Source organism: Pectinatus frisingensis (assembly GCF_015732285.1).
Taxonomy (GTDB): domain Bacteria; phylum Bacillota; class Negativicutes; order Selenomonadales; family Selenomonadaceae; genus Pectinatus; species Pectinatus frisingensis.
In genome coordinates this window covers 62380-80085 of the sequence record NZ_WIQU01000065.1, presented here as the reverse complement: position 1 = coordinate 80085, position 17706 = coordinate 62380, and the positions used below count along the sequence as shown (strand labels likewise).

Annotated in this window: 12 protein-coding genes; 8 read left to right on the top strand and 4 right to left on the bottom strand. The window is 36.4% G+C overall.

Annotated features, from left to right (window positions below):
• The first annotated feature begins 93 nt into the window (after positions 1-93).
• The 3 genes from I6751_RS12080 (at position 94) to I6751_RS12070 (ending at position 4471) form a co-directional block, all read left to right on the top strand.
• On the top strand, positions 94-1836 hold the full coding sequence (locus I6751_RS12080; protein ID WP_196590917.1) for an ABC transporter ATP-binding protein: 1743 nt from the start codon (positions 94-96) through the stop codon (positions 1834-1836).
• Positions 1833-3578 carry an ABC transporter ATP-binding protein gene (locus tag I6751_RS12075; RefSeq protein ID WP_182187422.1) on the top strand — a complete coding sequence of 582 codons (1746 nt, stop codon included), beginning with the start codon at positions 1833-1835 and terminating at the stop codon, positions 3576-3578. The genes I6751_RS12080 and I6751_RS12075 overlap by 4 nt, the downstream gene beginning before the upstream one ends.
• A gap of 74 nt (positions 3579-3652) precedes the next feature.
• On the top strand, positions 3653-4471 hold the full coding sequence (locus I6751_RS12070) for an undecaprenyl-diphosphate phosphatase (RefSeq protein WP_182187423.1): 819 nt from the start codon (positions 3653-3655) through the stop codon (positions 4469-4471).
• Between the two features lie 122 nt (positions 4472-4593).
• Here the strand turns inward: I6751_RS12070 and I6751_RS12065 are convergent, their stop codons facing one another.
• The gene (locus I6751_RS12065; RefSeq protein ID WP_196590918.1) at positions 4594-5139 is read right to left on the bottom strand and encodes an NADH peroxidase; all 546 of its coding nucleotides are present in this window, start codon (positions 5137-5139) and stop codon (positions 4594-4596) included.
• 867 nt (positions 5140-6006) lie between these two features.
• Here I6751_RS12065 and I6751_RS12060 point away from each other — a divergent pair.
• From I6751_RS12060 to I6751_RS12050, 3 genes are all read left to right on the top strand, one after another.
• Positions 6007-6579, top strand: a complete 573-nt coding sequence (locus I6751_RS12060) for a DUF3793 family protein (protein ID WP_330998131.1) — start codon at positions 6007-6009, stop codon at positions 6577-6579.
• A gap of 16 nt (positions 6580-6595) precedes the next feature.
• The gene (locus tag I6751_RS12055) at positions 6596-7042 is read left to right on the top strand and encodes a flavodoxin (RefSeq protein WP_196590919.1); all 447 of its coding nucleotides are present in this window, start codon (positions 6596-6598) and stop codon (positions 7040-7042) included.
• Between the two features lie 218 nt (positions 7043-7260).
• A complete protein-coding gene (locus I6751_RS12050) occupies positions 7261-9258 on the top strand; it encodes a methyl-accepting chemotaxis protein (RefSeq protein WP_231037856.1) in 1998 nt (665 codons plus the stop codon).
• A gap of 155 nt (positions 9259-9413) precedes the next feature.
• Here I6751_RS12050 and I6751_RS12045 read toward each other — a convergent pair whose 3' ends face one another.
• A complete protein-coding gene (locus tag I6751_RS12045) occupies positions 9414-9911 on the bottom strand; it encodes a hypothetical protein (RefSeq protein ID WP_196590920.1) in 498 nt (165 codons plus the stop codon).
• A 125-nt stretch (positions 9912-10036) separates the two neighbouring features.
• Positions 10037-11743 carry a methyl-accepting chemotaxis protein gene (locus tag I6751_RS12040; RefSeq protein WP_196590921.1) on the bottom strand — a complete coding sequence of 569 codons (1707 nt, stop codon included), beginning with the start codon at positions 11741-11743 and terminating at the stop codon, positions 10037-10039.
• A 301-nt stretch (positions 11744-12044) separates the two neighbouring features.
• Here I6751_RS12040 and larE point away from each other — a divergent pair, with 301 nt between their 5' ends.
• Together larE and uraA are read left to right on the top strand one after the other, a co-directional pair.
• Positions 12045-12854: an ATP-dependent sacrificial sulfur transferase LarE gene (gene larE / locus I6751_RS12035; RefSeq protein WP_196590922.1), complete on the top strand. Its 810-nt coding sequence runs from the start codon at positions 12045-12047 to the stop codon at positions 12852-12854.
• Between the two features lie 189 nt (positions 12855-13043).
• The gene (gene uraA, locus I6751_RS12030; RefSeq protein WP_182187429.1) at positions 13044-14315 is read left to right on the top strand and encodes a uracil permease; all 1272 of its coding nucleotides are present in this window, start codon (positions 13044-13046) and stop codon (positions 14313-14315) included.
• A 161-nt stretch (positions 14316-14476) separates the two neighbouring features.
• On the opposite strand, the gene carB is transcribed toward uraA, so the two are convergent.
• Complete coding sequence (gene carB / locus I6751_RS12025; RefSeq protein WP_196590923.1) at positions 14477-17704, bottom strand: carbamoyl-phosphate synthase large subunit; 3228 nt, start codon at positions 17702-17704, stop codon at positions 14477-14479.
• Positions 17705-17706 lie beyond the last annotated feature (2 nt).

The following is a 17706-nucleotide window of genomic DNA, read 5'->3' as shown; positions in this document are numbered from 1 at the left end:
AAACAAATATTTTTAATATGGATTAACTAATGATATAATCATACTAATAAAAGATGATATTGGCAATATATTAATGATTAAGGATCTGATGATGTGTTTAAATTGGCAGTTTTTCTTAAAGCGTATAAAAAGGAATGTATTGTGGGTCCTATTTTCAAGTTGTTTGAAGCCATATTAGAACTTATGCTGCCGACAATGATGGTGTTTGTTATAAATAATGGCGTGGCCAAACATGATCTTATATATGTACTTCATATGGGAGAATGGATGCTGGGAATGGCCGTTTTGGGTTTTTGCTGTTCTATGGTATGTCAATATTTTGCTGCACGTGCTTCGCAGGGGTTTGGGACTACCCTGCGAAATACGGTGTTCAATCACATTCAATCACTGTCTAATGCCGAGATTGATGGATTTGGTACGGCATCGTTGATAAATAGAATTACCAATGACATTAATCAACTGCAGCTGGCAGTGGCGATGATGATCAGGCTGGTGGTAAGAACGCCTTTTATCTGCATTGGTGCAATAGTAATGTCGATGCTGCTGGATCTGCGATTATCTCTATTACTTTGGGGTGCAGCACCCATATTTGCGGCAATTCTTTATTATGTGGTAAAAAAATCATCTGTTCTTTATAGTTCTTATCAGAAAAAATTGGATCGTACAGCATCGGTAATAAGAGAAAATTTAGCAGGTGTGCGGGTAATAAGAGCTTTTTCCAATGTCAAACGAGAGAAAAAAAGGTTTTACAAAACAAATGATGACTTGATGGATAATGCTCTTTCCATCGGTAAGGTTTCAGCTCTTTTAAATCCTTTGACAACATTTGTTATGAATATGGTAATAATACTGATATTATGGATAGGAAGTTATCATATTGATACCGGTAATCTGGCTAAGGGTGAAATTATCGCGTTTGCCAATTATGTTACGCAGATTTTATTGGCGTTGATTGTTATTTCTAATTTAGTGGTGATTTTTACTAAGGCTTTTGCTTCGTCAAAACGGGTATGCCAGGTTCTTGATGCAGTATCATCTTTACCAAAGACGGATAACGGGTTACCAGAAAAAGATTCAATAATCAAAAATTGTGATTTTATTGAAATAAAGAATATGTTTTTTAAATATAGCAGTACAGGTGATATGGCTTTATCCAATATAAATGTGACGATAAAATGTGGTGAAACAGTCGGTATTATAGGCAGCACCGGTTCAGGTAAATCCACATTTGTTAATTTATTGCCGCGTTTTTATGATGTTTCTGAAGGGCAGATTTTTATTGAAGGCCGTGATGTACGTAAATGGCCATTATATAAATTGCGTAAAAAATTTGGTATTGTACCGCAAAAAGCAGTGCTTTTTACAGGAACTATTGAAGATAACCTGCGCTGGGGCAATGAAAATATAACGGATGAGAAATTGTCTGAAATCATTCGCACAGCTCAAGCCGCAGAATTTATTGATGAATTGCCGTTGGGGTTGAAAACTATGGTAGAACGAGGCGGAATGAATTTTTCTGGTGGACAGAAACAAAGACTGACCATTGCCCGGGCTTTGGCAGGTAATCCGGAAATACTTATTCTTGATGATTCAACGAGTGCACTTGATTTTGCTACAGATGCTGCTGTACGATCGGAAATAAGAAAGAATTATCAGAACACAACAGTATTTATAGTGTCGCAGCGAGCCAGTTCAATAAAATATGCTGATAAAATATTAGTGTTTGATGATGGAACTTTAACCGGATGTGGAAAACATGCCGAACTCATGCAGCAATGTCCTGTTTATCGTGAAATTTGCCTATCCCAGCTTTCTTCTGAGGAGGCATATGCATGAATAGATTAAATTCTGTTGCAATAAAGCGTTGTGTAGCTTATGTTGGCTATTATAAAAAATATTTTCTATTTTCTTTGTTGTCGGCTGTAATAAGCGTTATTGCCAGCCTGCTGGGGCCATTATACATAGGCCGTGCCATTGATGCAATGGTTGGTACGGGGACTGTTGAATTTTCAATTGTTTTTTCGATATTGAAACTGTTATTGATAATATACTTTTTAAATAGTTTTTTTACTTGGACACTTACTTATTTTACTAATGCAATATCTTATCGAACAGCTAATAGACTGCGTCATCAGATTTTTTCCAAGATAAATAGGCTGCCGATAAGTTTTTATGATAAAAATTCACATGGTGATATAGTAAGTCGTTTTGTAAATGATGTTGATGCTGTTTCTGATGGGATGGTACAGGGAATGGCAAATATGCTGACAGGTATTGTCACTATATTTGGTGCAGTGGGATTTATGGTATATATTAGTCCTAAAATGACGATTGTCGTAGTTTTTTCGGCTATGGGCACGTATTTCATGGCAAGGTTCATAACGAAGAAAACGCAAAGTTTATTCAAAGAACAGGCCCGTTATTTAGGACTGCTGAATGGTTATGCTGAAGAAGCTATTGCCGGACAGTATATAATAAAGGCCTTTGTTTATGAAAAGAAATCTTTGGATAAATTTGCCAAATTAAACCAACATTTATATGAAAAGGGTGTACGGGCACAATTTTTTGGTTCATTAACCAATCCGTCGACCCGATTGGTTAATAATATAACGTATACGATTATAGGTGTTATTGGCAGTGTTTTGGCTATCATTGGACAAATAACTGTGGGGGATATCGCCAGTTTTTTGATTTACTCTAGTTTATTTGCTAAACCATTCAATGATATTACGGCAGTATTCACTCAATTACAAAGTGCTGCCGCATCGGCCAAACGAATATTTTATATTTTAGATTTACATGAAGAAGAAGACAGGGCATATAGTAAGTCAATGCGAATTTTTAATGGACAGGTGACTTTTGATCATGTAAGTTTTTCTTATAATGTTAAACAGCCATTAATAAATGATTTTAATTTGAATGTATCCCCAGGCAAACGAATAGCAATTGTTGGACATACCGGAGCCGGTAAGACTACTTTAGTAAACTTGTTGATGCGATTTTATGAACTAAATAAAGGTAGAATATTAATCGATAATGTGGATATAACAACTATGCCCAGAGATGAACTGCGTCATAATTTCGGTATGGTTTTGCAGGATACATGGCTGTTTACTGGCACAATACGGGAAAATATAGCTTATGGTATGCCTGACGCTGATAATAAACGGATAATAGAGGCTGCTAAGGCATCTGATGCACATAGTTTTATTCGTCGCTTACCTAATGGATATAGTACTTTTATTACGGATGCCGGTGCTAATTTGTCACAGGGGCAAAAGCAGCTTTTAACGATAGCGCGGATTATGCTTATTGATCCGCCAATGTTGATTTTAGATGAAGCGACGAGTAATATTGATACACGTACAGAATTGCGTATACAAAAAGCTTTTGTAAAAATGATGCGAGGCCGGACGAGTTTTGTTATTGCTCATCGTTTATCGACAATTCGTGAGGCCGATGAAATTATAGTTATGGATAAAGGTCATATAGTTGAGTGCGGGACACATGATGAATTATTAAATATGAATGGAAAATATTCACAATTATATTATAGTCAATTTGTTCAACAAAATTAATTAGTCTATTTTCATATAATTTTCATATAAAGAAGGTAAAATATAATAAATAAATTTTCAAAAGGAGTCTTAAATTGAACCTTTTACAAACCTTTATTTTAGCGATAGTCCAGGGAATCACGGAATTATTTCCTATAAGCAGTTTGGCACATAGCGTATTAACACCTTATGTGTTTGGGTGGAATTTAAATGAAGAATTTTTGAAACAGAACTTTTTGCCGTTTATGGTGATGCTGCATTTAGGGACGGCACTTTCGTTGTTCTTGTTTTTTAATAATGAATGGAAGGATATTCTAAATAAGCTTTATCATCATAAATATCATGATAATAGATTACTGTATTTAATAATAGTAGGAAGCATTCCGGCGGTAATCATTGGTTTTTCGTTTGAAAAAATATTGCGGTTCATGTTTAGCAACGTGACAAATGCTTCATTTTTTCTCATTATGAATGGTTTTTTATTATATGCCGGAGAGAAATTCCGTAAAAGAGGTACAAAAACTCTTAATGAAATGACGTTTAAGGAAGCATTTTTTATTGGAATATGTCAATGCATAGCTTTTATACCTGGTTTTTCCCGTTCCGGTGCAACAATAACAGGTGGATTTATTGCCGGGTTGAAGCATAGTGAATCATTGCGATTTTCAATGCTTTTGGCCGCACCAATAATTTTAGGGGCTGCTGTAGTGGAAATTCCTCATCTTGTGGAAAGCAACATTACAAATACGCTGTCAATATCTATTGCTGGTGGTGTAATATCGGCTGTAATGGCTTTTTTATCAGTTTGGTTGATGACAAAATGGTTTCATAAAAATGAATATACAGCAATGTTTCCGTTTGCTGTATATTGCTGGTTAGTTGGCGGGGGAATATTAATAAGCCGGTTTATGTAATGATAATTGAAAAGGATTTATAAAAAGCCATAAAAAACCACATGCAGGTAAAATGCATGTGGTTTTTTATAGCTTTTATTTAGATGAAGATAAAGGGGAAAATTTATTTCAAGGGGAGAAAATTATTTGTTAAAATAACGTTTAAGTAAACCATTGAAACCACAGCCATGACGGGCTTCGTCTTTAGCCATTTCATGAACAGTGTCATGAATAGCATCAAGGTTTAATTCCTTGGCTAATTTGGCAAGATCAAGCTTACCTTGACAAGCTCCATGTTCAGCTGCGACACGCATTTCAAGATTTTTCTTAGTGCTGTCAGTAACGACTTCACCCAGAAGTTCTGCAAATTTGGAAGCATGTTCGGCTTCTTCAAGACCATAACGTTTATAAGTTTCAGCGATTTCCGGATAGCCTTCACGTTCAGCTACACGGCTCATTGCCAAGTACATGCCAACTTCAGAGCATTCACCGTTAAAGTTTTGACGTAATCCTTCCAGTATACGTTCGTCAACGCCTTTGGCAATACCAACACGATGTTCGTCAGCAAAGACTAATTCCCCGGCTTGTTCAATAAATTTAGAAGCAGGTGCTTTGCAGATAGGACATTGTTCAGGGGGTTTTTCTCCTTCATAAACGTAACCGCAAACGCTGCAAACCCATTTTTTCATAATAAATATTCCTCCAATTATATGTAATATTATCCAGCAGATATGTACTGCCTTTCTTTTAACACTATTTATTATAACAATAATATAAAAAAAATAAATGCTTATATTTTGCCAAAATAATAGATTTTTATCACTTATAATTAAAAATTCAACGATTTTCAATTTTAAACGCAAATATTTGTTTTTTTATAATTACTTATAGTAATAAATAACTAATATTATTTGTATCAAGAAAATATGATTTTAGATTATCAACAACTAAAAAAAGTTATTAACAGTTATATTTTCAGTATATTAGTCTTTATTATTATAATATATTATTAATAATGTTTTAATATGACAAAAGCTATAGCTATTATAAATTAAGTAATGTTATTAGGTTACAGTTTATTTATGTGATGATTATAAAATAAGATTGATTTTGAATATGATTATTTTTATCGTAATTTATACACAGTATTATGTTAAAAAAAAGATGATTGTTGATAAAGTGTCTTAGCAAATAAATTAGTAATTTTGCGGTATTTTAGCAAAAAGAAATGAAGTTAATATATTTTAGTCACAGGCTGTGACTAAAAATGTGGATAACTAAATTGACATTAAATTATAATTAAATAGAAATAAGGAAAAATTTTGAGTATAATTTTTGAATGATTTATACAAATACTAATAATATTATAGCAAGTTTATACACATATTTATTCAGTTATTAACAGATAATGAGAAGGCAACAGTACGGGTAATATTATTTTGAACATATATCATGAAGAAATATTTATTGTTACAGAAAAATATATTGAAAACTATTATCAATTATAATATAATTCAAGTATAGTTGATAATGATTTTCAATATGGAGGCGGTTAAGTGGAACCATTAAAGGATTTTGAAATGCTGTTATCATTTCATTGTGCACCGACACTGGCTGGTATTAAGTCGGGAAGTTTGATTTCGATCAATAAAAATAAAGTACATAATTTTACACAGGTTCAAAAAAAATATAGGAATTGCCTTAAATGCAATAATATATATATGTTTACATTATCTGAGTCATTGAATTATTATTTGGTTTTTATTTACAATAAAGAGATACTACATAAAATATTGATGGAAAAGGAAAATCAAAAATTTTTAATTAATTACGGCTATCAAGGTTTTGGTAATGTAGCGCGATGTCTGCATTATTTAAAAATACGTATGCATTTACAAAAAGGATTTCCGCATGAGATAGGTCTTTTTTTGAACTATCCGTTACAAGATGTACAGGGATTTATTAAAAACAATGGGCAGAATTTTAAATATAGCGGACAGTGGAAAGTTTATTCCAATATTGATGAAGCTGAAAAATTATTTTTTCAATATGCTAAGTGTTGTAAACGGTTTTGTTCTTGTATTGCTGCGGGACAAAGCCTTACAGATATTATGGAGAAGGCTGTTTAAGAAGGGAATGGTATAAATGGGAAAAATTGCAATTGTTTATTGGAGCGCATCCGGAAATACAAAACAAATGGCTGATGCTATAGCTGATGGGATTAATCGAACCGGGGAAGTAGTTGAAATTTTTTCGGCGGCTGATTTTCCGACAGAACGTGTGGTAGAATTTGAAAAAATAGCTTTTGGCTGTCCTGCCATGGGTGTAGAAGAATTGGAACAAGATGAGTTTGAACCGGTTTTTACTGAGCTGGAAATGCATCTCACAGGGAAAATAATAGCCTTATTCGGGTCATACGATTGGGGAGATGGTGAATGGATGCGTACATGGCAGCATCGGATAAATGATGATAAGGCGGTTCTGTTTGAGGGAAAAGGAATTATCGTACATGGCACTCCGAATAAAGATGATAAACAATTATGCAGGGCTTTTGGTCAGCGATTAGCACAAGAGATGATTAATAAGAAATAATATTGATTGTTATTGTAAGGTAAATAGATGTAATATAGATACTTTTATTATTATTTTTATCTAAAAACAATAAAATTTGTCATAAAATTAGATGTTTTTATGGACAAGTTATATTTTATGTATTATCCTAATTTATAGAAATGAAATTTATGTTCTGTCAATGAAGACTTGGACGAATATGTCCGAGTCTTTTTATTACAATGGATTGGTGGAGACGAATGATGAATCTAGAAAAAAAATTAACGGTTATATTTTCTGTGTTGATGACTGCAATTATAGTAGTAATTTCTTGTGTGGCATATTTTTATGCCGAACGGGCTTTAAAAAATCAGATAGAAGGAAAAGCAGCAGCAACGATGGATTCTTATAGTAACAAGCTTAATGGTTGGCTGACTAACAAAGCTGCGATATTAAGGACAAAAGCAGCAACAATACATCAATTGACTGGTAACGAGTCGGTGACATTTCCAATGGTAAGCGGAATTAAGGAAGCAGATGAGGATATTAGCGATTTTTATTTTGGTACGGCGGCGGATGGGGCAATAATTGATGGCTCGGGATGGACACCGCCGGCTGGTTTTGATGCGCGTACTCGTTCATGGTATAAAGATGCGATGACAGCGGGAAATCTGACATTTAGTGAACCCTACTCAGATGCAATTACTAAAAAAATTGCCATATCGATAAGCATGCCGATAAAAAATAATGCAGGACAAGTAAATGGTGTTTTGTCGGAAGACGTGTTAATTGATACGTTACTGAAAAACGTCAGCGAAATACATCCGTTTGAGGACAGCAATGCTTTTTTGCTCAATGATAAGGGTACAATAATGGCTTATCCGAACAAAGATTTTGTAGATAAAGACATCAAACAAGTTGACGAATTAGCACCGCTTAATACAGCTCTTGGTAATGCGAATATCGATAACCAAAATAGTGGTATTGTTACATACTCTATGAATGGACAAGAAAATTTGTTGGTATATGAAAAGATACCTGCGACAAAATGGCTGTTAGGAGTAAATATACCTACAGCTGTAATTTATGCACCACTTATTGCACTCAGATGGATATTTATTATTGGCACAGTATTGGCTTTGTTGATAGTATTGGTAGTAACACGGATGGTCGCTAAGCGTATAACCTTGCCATTACAGGTATTATCCGGACATGTAGAAAAAATAGCTGCAGGTGATTTTACTCAAAAAATAGAGATAACCGGACATGATGAAATAGCTATTTTGGGAAAAGATTTTAATAAGATGCGTAATGAACTGTATTCTTTGATTAAAAAGGTTCAAGAAAAATCCGATACTATAGCAGCGTCAAGCGAAGAGCTTACAGCAAGTGCGGCCCAAACTACGCAGGCGGCTAACCAGGTGGCAGTATCGATAACAAAAGTCGCTGATGGAACCAATAGGCAGACCGAGTCTACCAATGAAGTGGCTGCTACAGTTGCTCATGTAAATAAAACAATTGAGGAAATTGTAAACAATAGTGTTGAGGTTGCGAATGAATCTACTCAAGTAGCAGAACATGCTGATAAAGGCAGCCGTGATGTTGATTCTATGGTTAGGAATATGGAAGAAATAGAAAAAGCTGTACAAAATTCAACCAGTGTAATAGTAAAACTTGGTGAACAATCAAAACATATTGGTCAGATAACCGATACTATTTCAGGTATAGCATCACAAACTAATTTATTGGCGTTAAATGCCGCTATTGAAGCAGCTCGCGCTGGAGAACAGGGGCGGGGATTTGCTGTAGTTGCTGAAGAAGTACGTAAGCTGGCAGAAGAAGTGCAGCAGGCAGCACAGAAAATTGCTGAAGAAATCAATATGGTTCAAAAAGACACTGAATCGGCTGTACAGGCCATGATGACCGGGAACGAAAAGGTAAAAGATGGTGTGGCAAGTGTTGGGATTGTGGGCAATAGTTTGAAATCGATAGCCGATTTAATCCATACCAGCAGCAAGGGAATAAAAAATATTCATACTTCATTGCAACAGATTGCCGATAACAGTGAAAAACTTAATATGTCAATAAAATCAATTGACAATATAAGCAAGACAAATTCTGATGAATCACAAATGGTTTCAGCAGCGGCGCAGCAGCAGCTGGCATCTATGGATGAGATAACTTCAGCAAGTCAGAGTCTGGCTCAAATGGCTCAGGAATTACAATCGGCTACTAATGTATTTAAAGTCAATATGTAAGAAAATGGGGCTGTCGTATGCAAACATTTTCATTCATAAATATTGTAATATCATATCCCCTTATATGCGGACGGAAGACCGTTAAAGTGGTGATAAATTGCATTTTTATGAGATCGATGTCGTTTGTGCGACAGCTCCATTTTTTATTAAAAATTTCATGAACGGGTTGTTAATTCCTGATTGTGTTTTTTGGCATATTCTACTAAATAATTGTATATTTTTTCCTCATCACTGCCTAAAATTATATCCTGCCATATGCTGCGGTTGATGGCACCAATCAACATACCGTTAGCATCGAAAAATGAAATATTGCCTTGGAATAATTTTTTATTTTTCTTATCATATTGGTAGTGTCCAACAGAATAGGAAAGTGTGGACCAGTCTGTATGATTATCGATCTGCTGTAATGTTTTAACCATATCCTGTGGATTCCAATAAATTTTTTGAGCATTAAAATCTATTATGTTTCGGTCTGTTTTTATATCATCTCGTTCGTTTTTAGGAACGGTTTTACCATATGAAATAGTCAATGTATCAAAATAATATCTATATTGATCTGTGGTTATTATTTTTTGCCAGCGCGGTTCTGCTGAAGCAAAAGCTGTTAATGAAAAAACAAAAATAAATACAGCGGCCAGGAATTTTTTATTCATATACTGTTTCCCCACTCTCACTAATTGGATTATTTTATTGCTTAGGGGTAGTATAGCACAAATAAATTGGCAATTCACCTGCATACTGCAAAGTTTGCTGAAGGGATTCAATAGTAGAGAAAATATTAGATTTGAAATTGTTTTACTTTGTCGGTAAGCTCTTCGGTTATGGCAGCAAGAGAATTACTTGCTGAACTTATTGCTTCCAGTGATGATGATTGCTGCTGAATTGAATTTGAAGCGGATTGTACCTGTAAATTGACATCATTTATTTCTTCATGCATATGGTTTACTTTTTTGATCACATGGTGGGAGGAATCGGTTAACTCAGTTATGTTCTGGGCAATCAGTTTTATTTGTGAAGACATTTCGCTGCTTATGGACAGCAATTTTTGAAAAGATTTTCCTGAATTATTGACATCAGCACTGCCAATGTTGATTTCTTTGCTGTTCAACATCATTAATTCAGTGGTTTTATCGGTCATTTCACATATAGAGAGTATTATTTTTTCAATTCGCTGGGCAGCTGTCTTTGATTGTTCGGCTAAATCCCTGATTTCACTGGCTACTACGGTAAAGCCGGTACCATATTCACCGGCATGGGTGGCTTCAATCGCTGCATTAAGTGCCAAAAGATCGGTTTGCTTTGCAATATTGGCTATTGTGTCGATTATTTTGACTATTTGTGACAAATTCTCATTGAGAGTATTTATTCGACAGACTAATTTTTCATTGGTGGTGGAAATGGAAGACATTTGCTGTACCGTCTGCCTGATGGAATTGTCACCGATATTGGCGATTTGGGCAGATTCTTCTGCTTTAGCCACCGATTGTTCAGTTTGATTTGATATTTGAGCCATATTTTTAACCATCTTATTGACAACTTGTACGGTGTTGGTGACATTGATTGTCTGTTCTTTGATGGAGCCAGCAGTTGTTACGGAAGAGTTTACAAACTGATTTATCATTTGTGCTGATTGGGAGGCAATAACTGTTATCTGGCTGGAAATATCTGATACTTTTAACGTTATTTGCTGTATGTTTTTTATTAATATACATATTTTGTTTAACATGATATTATATGATGCAGCTATCATTGAAAATTCATCTTTACCGGTGATGTCTAAATGTTCACGAAGGTTACCGGAAGCATTTTGATTGCTGACATAAAGAAAACTATTGACAAATTTATTAAAATAACGACCGAATGAAGCTGCGATGACTATTGTTACGAGTATAGATAGCAGCACTGAAACAATTACGGCAGTAATTGCTTCTTTATATTTGATATTGCTGTCATTTACGGCTATGTTTACATAGCCCTCATTAAGTTGTTTGAATTCTTCTGCCTGTGTCAATAAACTACTGTAATATTTGCCAATACTACCTGTATTGGATAGTTCTTTTTCGGCAGAATCATCGATTTTATTGTTGATTATTGCCGTGGCAGTAGTTGTTTTATAATTTTGCCAGGTAGCTGCCATGTCACTGATGTTTGCCAACTGACTTTCATTGGGGAAATTTTTCATTTTAGTTATTTTGTCATCTATTTCTTGAGAATATTCATTTAGATCTTTAATGATATAGTTTTCATTTTGCTGTGAGAAATGGCTGCTTTTTCGATACCAAAGCAGTTTATATGTGGTTGCGTGATAGGCTTCAATTAAACGCACAGTTTCTTGCATTGCAGTCATACGCGGCAGATTGGAATTGGCCATAGTCTGTAAATAATTATTAACTGTTTTTAGGCAAAAACCAGCATAGATACCGACAAAAGCGGTAAATAAGATAATGATGGCAAAAGTTATTGTCAAACGGAGCTTTATTTTCAATATATTCACCTGCTATTTAAGGGCTGGATTTAAATTCCCTTATTACGCTAACATAAATGCAGCTGATTTTTTTTAAGAAAAAGTAAAATCCGTGTAAACTTTTTTGATTTTGCTATTATCTATAAATAATGGGTTACTTTTAATCTCTATAAAATATAGGTGAGTTTTGCTATAATAGTACATAAGGTGTTGTTAAAAATGTGGAAATACTATTATTTATAATTATAATAGTCATTGTCTGGCATGAATTTTATAAAAGTATCTGGATGGTTAAAATAAAAGGTAAGTTATGGGGTGCTGTATGGATAAGTTCGATGAATTGATCAATATATTACGTGGTTATGGAAAATTAGTCATTGCTTTTTCCGGTGGGGTAGATAGTTCATTGCTTACCCAGGCTGCCTATCTGGCATTGGAGAATAATGCTGTGGCCATTACGGCTGATTCACCACTGCTGCAGGATAGTGAGAAGCAGGATGCTGTTAAGGTGGCGGGCATGATAGGAATAAAACACATTTTGATGAATAGTGATGATGTTGGTGTACCGGAGATTGCAGCTAATGACAAATATCGTTGTTACTACTGCAAGAAATTCAGGTTTACTAATATGTGTAGCTGGGCCAGGGCAAATGGGTTTAGGTATGTAATTGAAGGGTCAAATCTAGATGATAAGGGCGATTATCGCCCTGGTATGAAAGCTGTTGAGGAATTGTCAGATATGGTGAAATCACCGTATTTAGAAGTTGGTATGGGGAAAAGAGAGATCCGTGCATTAGCTAAGAAGTTTGCCCTGCCTGTTTGGAATAAACCAAGCCAGGCATGTCTTGCTTCCCGTTTATCATATGGGTTGAAATTGACACCTGAGCGTCTTGATCAAGTGGAACAGGCAGAAAAATTTCTTCATAAGTATGTGGAAGGACAATTACGGGTGCGCCATCATGGCGATTTAGCACGTATTGAAGTCATGCCGGACGAAATGCCTAAGTTAATGTCAAAAAAACTGCGTTCTGAAATATATAAGGAATTAAGTGAACTAGGGTTTACATTTGTAACCTTTGACATTAATGGTTATAAAATGGGCAGCCAAAATGCGGGAATTAGCATAGAATAAGTTTTATGGAATTTTGATGTACCTTGTAATTTTACTGTTGTTGTGGCAGAATGAATAAGGTGAATATGTTAATTTTATAATAAGAATGCCTTGGGATAAGTGATTTACCGCTCACTCCAGGGCAATTGTATTGTAATAAGGTAATTTATCTGTAATTCACCAATAAAACTTTATAAAGGATGTAGGAAGATGAAAAAGTATTATGATGTCGAAGAGCGGGTGCCTTTATTGGAAGGGATACCGCTCAGCCTGCAGCATTTATTTGCTATGTTTGGTTCGACTGTACTGGTTCCATTTTTGCTTAAGGTAAATCCGGCTACGGCATTATTTATGAACGGCGTAGGGACTATTTTATATTTGGTAATTTGTAAAGGTCGGCTGCCGGCTTATTTGGGATCAAGTTTCGCATTTATTTCACCGGTTTTAGCAGTAATCGGAACAGCCGGCATGAGTTATGGTGATGCGCAGGGTGGATTTATTGCTTTTGGGATATCATTTATCATTTTATCATTAATTATCGGCAAGGTTGGCACAAAATGGATTGATTTTGTTTTACCGCCGGCAGCGATGGGATCTGTGGTAAGTGTAATAGGCTTGGAGCTTGCACCGCTTGCACTCACTATGGCAGGATTTATGGGAAATTCATCATCTGCATCTAATATTCCTAATCATTTGGCAATGATTGCATCAGGACTCACCTTGATAATTACTATTTTGGCTTCAGTTTTGGGGCGTGGTTTTATTGGAATAATTCCGGTTCTCATTGGTGTTGTAGCCGGTTATATAATTTCATTTTTCCTTGGAATTGTCGATTGGTCAGGAGTACAAAGTGCGCCATGGTTTTGTGTTCCTACATTTTATGAACCACATTTTAATCTCAGCGCAATAATGATGATATTACCGGCATTATTCGTCGTTTTTGCAGAACATATCGGACATTTATTTGTGACCGGCAGCATTGTGCATCGTGATTTAATAAAAGATCCCGGTCTGCATCGATCTTTATTTGCTGACGGACTTTCTAATATAATTTCTGGGTTTGTTGGATCTACACCAAATACTACATATGGAGAAAATATGGGAGTGATGGCGATAACTCGTGTCTATAGTGTATGGGTGATCGGTGGAGCGGCAATATTTGCTATTGTGTTTTCTTTTATTGGGAAAATTGCCGCGATTATTCATGCCATTCCTGTTCCGGTGATGGGGGGAGTGAGCATATTATTATTTGGTATAATTGCCTGCTCGGGAATTCGTATATTGATTGAAAAAAAGGTGGATTATACTAAATCAAAAAATATGATATTGACGGCAGTTACCCTGATAAGCGGATTGAGCGGAGCAACGCTTATTATCGGACCTGTGCAACTTAAAGGCATGGGATTGGCAACAGTCACTGCCATTGTTTTAAGTATGTGCTTTGGAATATTTGAAAAGCTTAATATAGATAATAAAAATTAATGATGTTTATATAGTATAAACAGGTATATAAAATATCCCGGTCATTACATTATTTATTAATGTAATGACCGGGATATTTTATATCAGGTTTGAACTTTTGTAGTTTATTTAAATGAAGTTTATGATCTGCATAAGTTAATTATATGATTTTTAGGGATAACCTATGCAAGATCATCACCACCACCAACATAATCCTGTAATGCCAGAGTGTAGACAAGACGACGTTCCCGCATAAAAGAAAGTACGCGCAAGACCTGCCATGCAGTATCAAGTGCAGTTAAACAGGCAATACCGTGTTCGACAGTGGAACGACGTATTTTAAATCCGTCTTTGGCAAAGGTTTTACCTGGTGTCAGTGTATTTATTACCATATTTATTTTTCCGTCTTTTATCATTTCTAAAATATCACCTTTGCTTTCATGGACCTTGCCAACTACATCGACGTCAATGCCAACATTTTTTATAGATTGTGCGGTACCCTTTGTTGCTACCAATTTAAAACCAAGTTCACTGAAAGCTTTGGCAAGCTGCTGTCCTTCTTCTTTATCTTTATCGGCAACGGTAAATAATATTGTTCCGTGAGTGGGAATGTTCATGCCAGCTCCGGTTATGGCTTTATATAATGCCCGTGAATAGTGATAATCGATGCCCATTACTTCTCCGGTGGATTTCATTTCAGGCCCCAGAGAAATATCGACATCCTGCATCTTAGCGAAAGAGAATACAGGAGCTTTTAATGCTACATAAGGCTTTGGTGCGATAAGACCAGAATGATAACCCATTTCGGCCAGGGTGTGACCTAAGGCTGCCCGTGTGGCTACATAGACCATATTGACATTGGTAACTTTACTGAGAAATGGAATGGTACGGCTGGAACGCGGGTTTACTTCAATTACATAAACATGTTCGTTTAAAATTACATATTGTACGTTCATTAATCCTTTGACATTGAGTCCCAAAGCCAATCGTCTGGTGTAATCCACAATAGTGTAAATAACTCTGGCAGATAATGTTTGCGGCGGATATACAGCGATACTGTCACCGGAATGAATCCCAGCGCGTTCGATATGTTCCATTATGCCGGGAATGACTACATCGGTACCATCGCAAATAGCGTCAACTTCGACTTCACGGCCTTCCATATAATGATCGATCAGTACTGGGTGCTGTGGTGATACTTTTACGGCACGAGCCATGTAATCGCGTAATTCTTCTTCATTATAAACTATTTCCATAGCGCGTCCGCCCAATACATATGAAGGCCGGATAACGCAGGGATAACTGATATCTTCGGCAGCTTTTACGGCACCTTCCACAGTGGTGACACTTTCACCGCGAGGCCGTAATATATGTGTTGTTTCCAGCAATTCATCGAACCTCTCCCTGTCTTCAGCGCGATCAATATTATCTACTGATGTACCGAGTATTTTTACACCGGCTTTTTGCAGTGCACCAGCCAAATTTATGGCGGTTTGACCGCCAAACTGAACAATTACTCCCTCCGGTTTTTCCTTATCGATAATGTTGAGTACATCTTCCGGGGTCAATGGTTCAAAATAGAGTCGGTCGGATATATCAAAGTCAGTACTTACTGTTTCCGGATTGTTGTTTATTATTATTGCTTCAATGCCCATTTTTCGTAAAGCCCACACAGAGTGAACTGAGCAATAATCAAATTCTACTCCCTGACCAATTCTGATCGGACCTGATCCTAGTACTATTACCTTCCTTTTGTTGGAAATAGTCACTTCATCTTCCTGGGCATGGAAAGTTGAATAGTAGTAAGGTGTGGCTGCTTCAAATTCAGCTGCACAGGTATCAACCATTTTATAACATGGGAAGATATTAGCATTTTTGCGCATGAATCTTATCTGTGGCATTGTTTTACCGGTCAGTTCGGCTATTGAGCGATCGGCAAGACCAACATTTTTGGCAGCTGCTAATAGTTCCTTGGTTAGTTCTTCATGCAGGATACGATTTTCGATAGTAGTGATGTTTTTTATCTTTTCGATAAACCATTTATCTATTTTGGTTATGGCGTTTATCTGGTTTACATCGGCGATATCGCGTCGCAGTGCTTCAGCAATGACAAAAATACGTTCGTCATTAATGAGTGACAGACTTTTGAGGACGGTGTTGTCATCCCAATGTGCTATATGTTCCATAGAGAGACGATGAACGCCTATTTCCAGTGAACGAACGGCTTTTAATATAGCACCTTCAAAATTGCGGTCGATGGACATCACTTCGCCCGTTGCTTTCATCTGGGTGCCGAGAGTATGATCTGCTAAGACAAATTTGTCAAATGGCCAGCGGGGAAATTTGACTACGCAATAATCAAGAGCCGGTTCAAAGCAGGCTTTGGTTTTTTGGGTTACGGCATTGGTGATTTCATCGAGATTGTAGCCGATTGCTATTTTTGCCGAGACTTTTGCTATTGGGTATCCGGTGGCTTTTGAGGCTAGCGCAGAAGATCTGCTGACACGGGGATTTACTTCTATTACATAATAATTGTTTGTTTTGCTGTCGAGTGCGTATTGTGCGTTGCAGCCGCCTTCAATACCAAGTTCACGGATTATGCGTAGTGAAGCTGACCGGAGCATTTGATATTCGTGATCGGTCAGGGTTTGTGAGGGGGCTACGACAATACTGTCGCCCGTATGCACGCCGACCGGGTCAAAATTTTCCATATTGCATACAGTAATACAGTTATCATTACCATCACGTATTACTTCATATTCTATTTCTTTCCAACCGGCAACAGAACGTTCAATCAGTACTTGACCAATCATGCTGTATTTGAGACCGCGGATAACGATTTCCTTAAGATCGGTTTCTTTATCGGCAATGCCGCCTCCGGTACCGCCCATTGTATATGCTGGACGGACAATTATAGGATAACCAATTTTATTAGCAAATTTTATCGCATCATCTACATTGTCGACTATAGTACTTTCTGGTATTGGCTCGCCGAGTTTTTGCATAGTTTCTTTAAATAGTTCGCGATCTTCTGCTTTTTTTATGGCGTTCAGCGGTGTACCGAGCAATTCTACTTTATATTTTTCTAAAATACCGTGTTCAGATAATTGAACGGCAAGATTAAGGCCTGCTTGACCGCCTAATGTGGCTAAAAGCCCATCAGGACGTTCCTTACTGATTATTTCTTCTAAAAAATCTACGGTAAGTGGTTCTATATAGACACGGTCAGCAATATGTGTATCGGTCATTATAGTTGCCGGGTTGCTGTTGACTAAAACTACTTCAAGGCCTTCTTCTTTAAGTGCACGACAGGCTTGTGAACCGGCATAATCAAATTCTGCAGCCTGTCCTATTATTATTGGGCCGGAGCCGATTACCATTACTTTTTTTAGATATTTTTTTTTCGGCACGA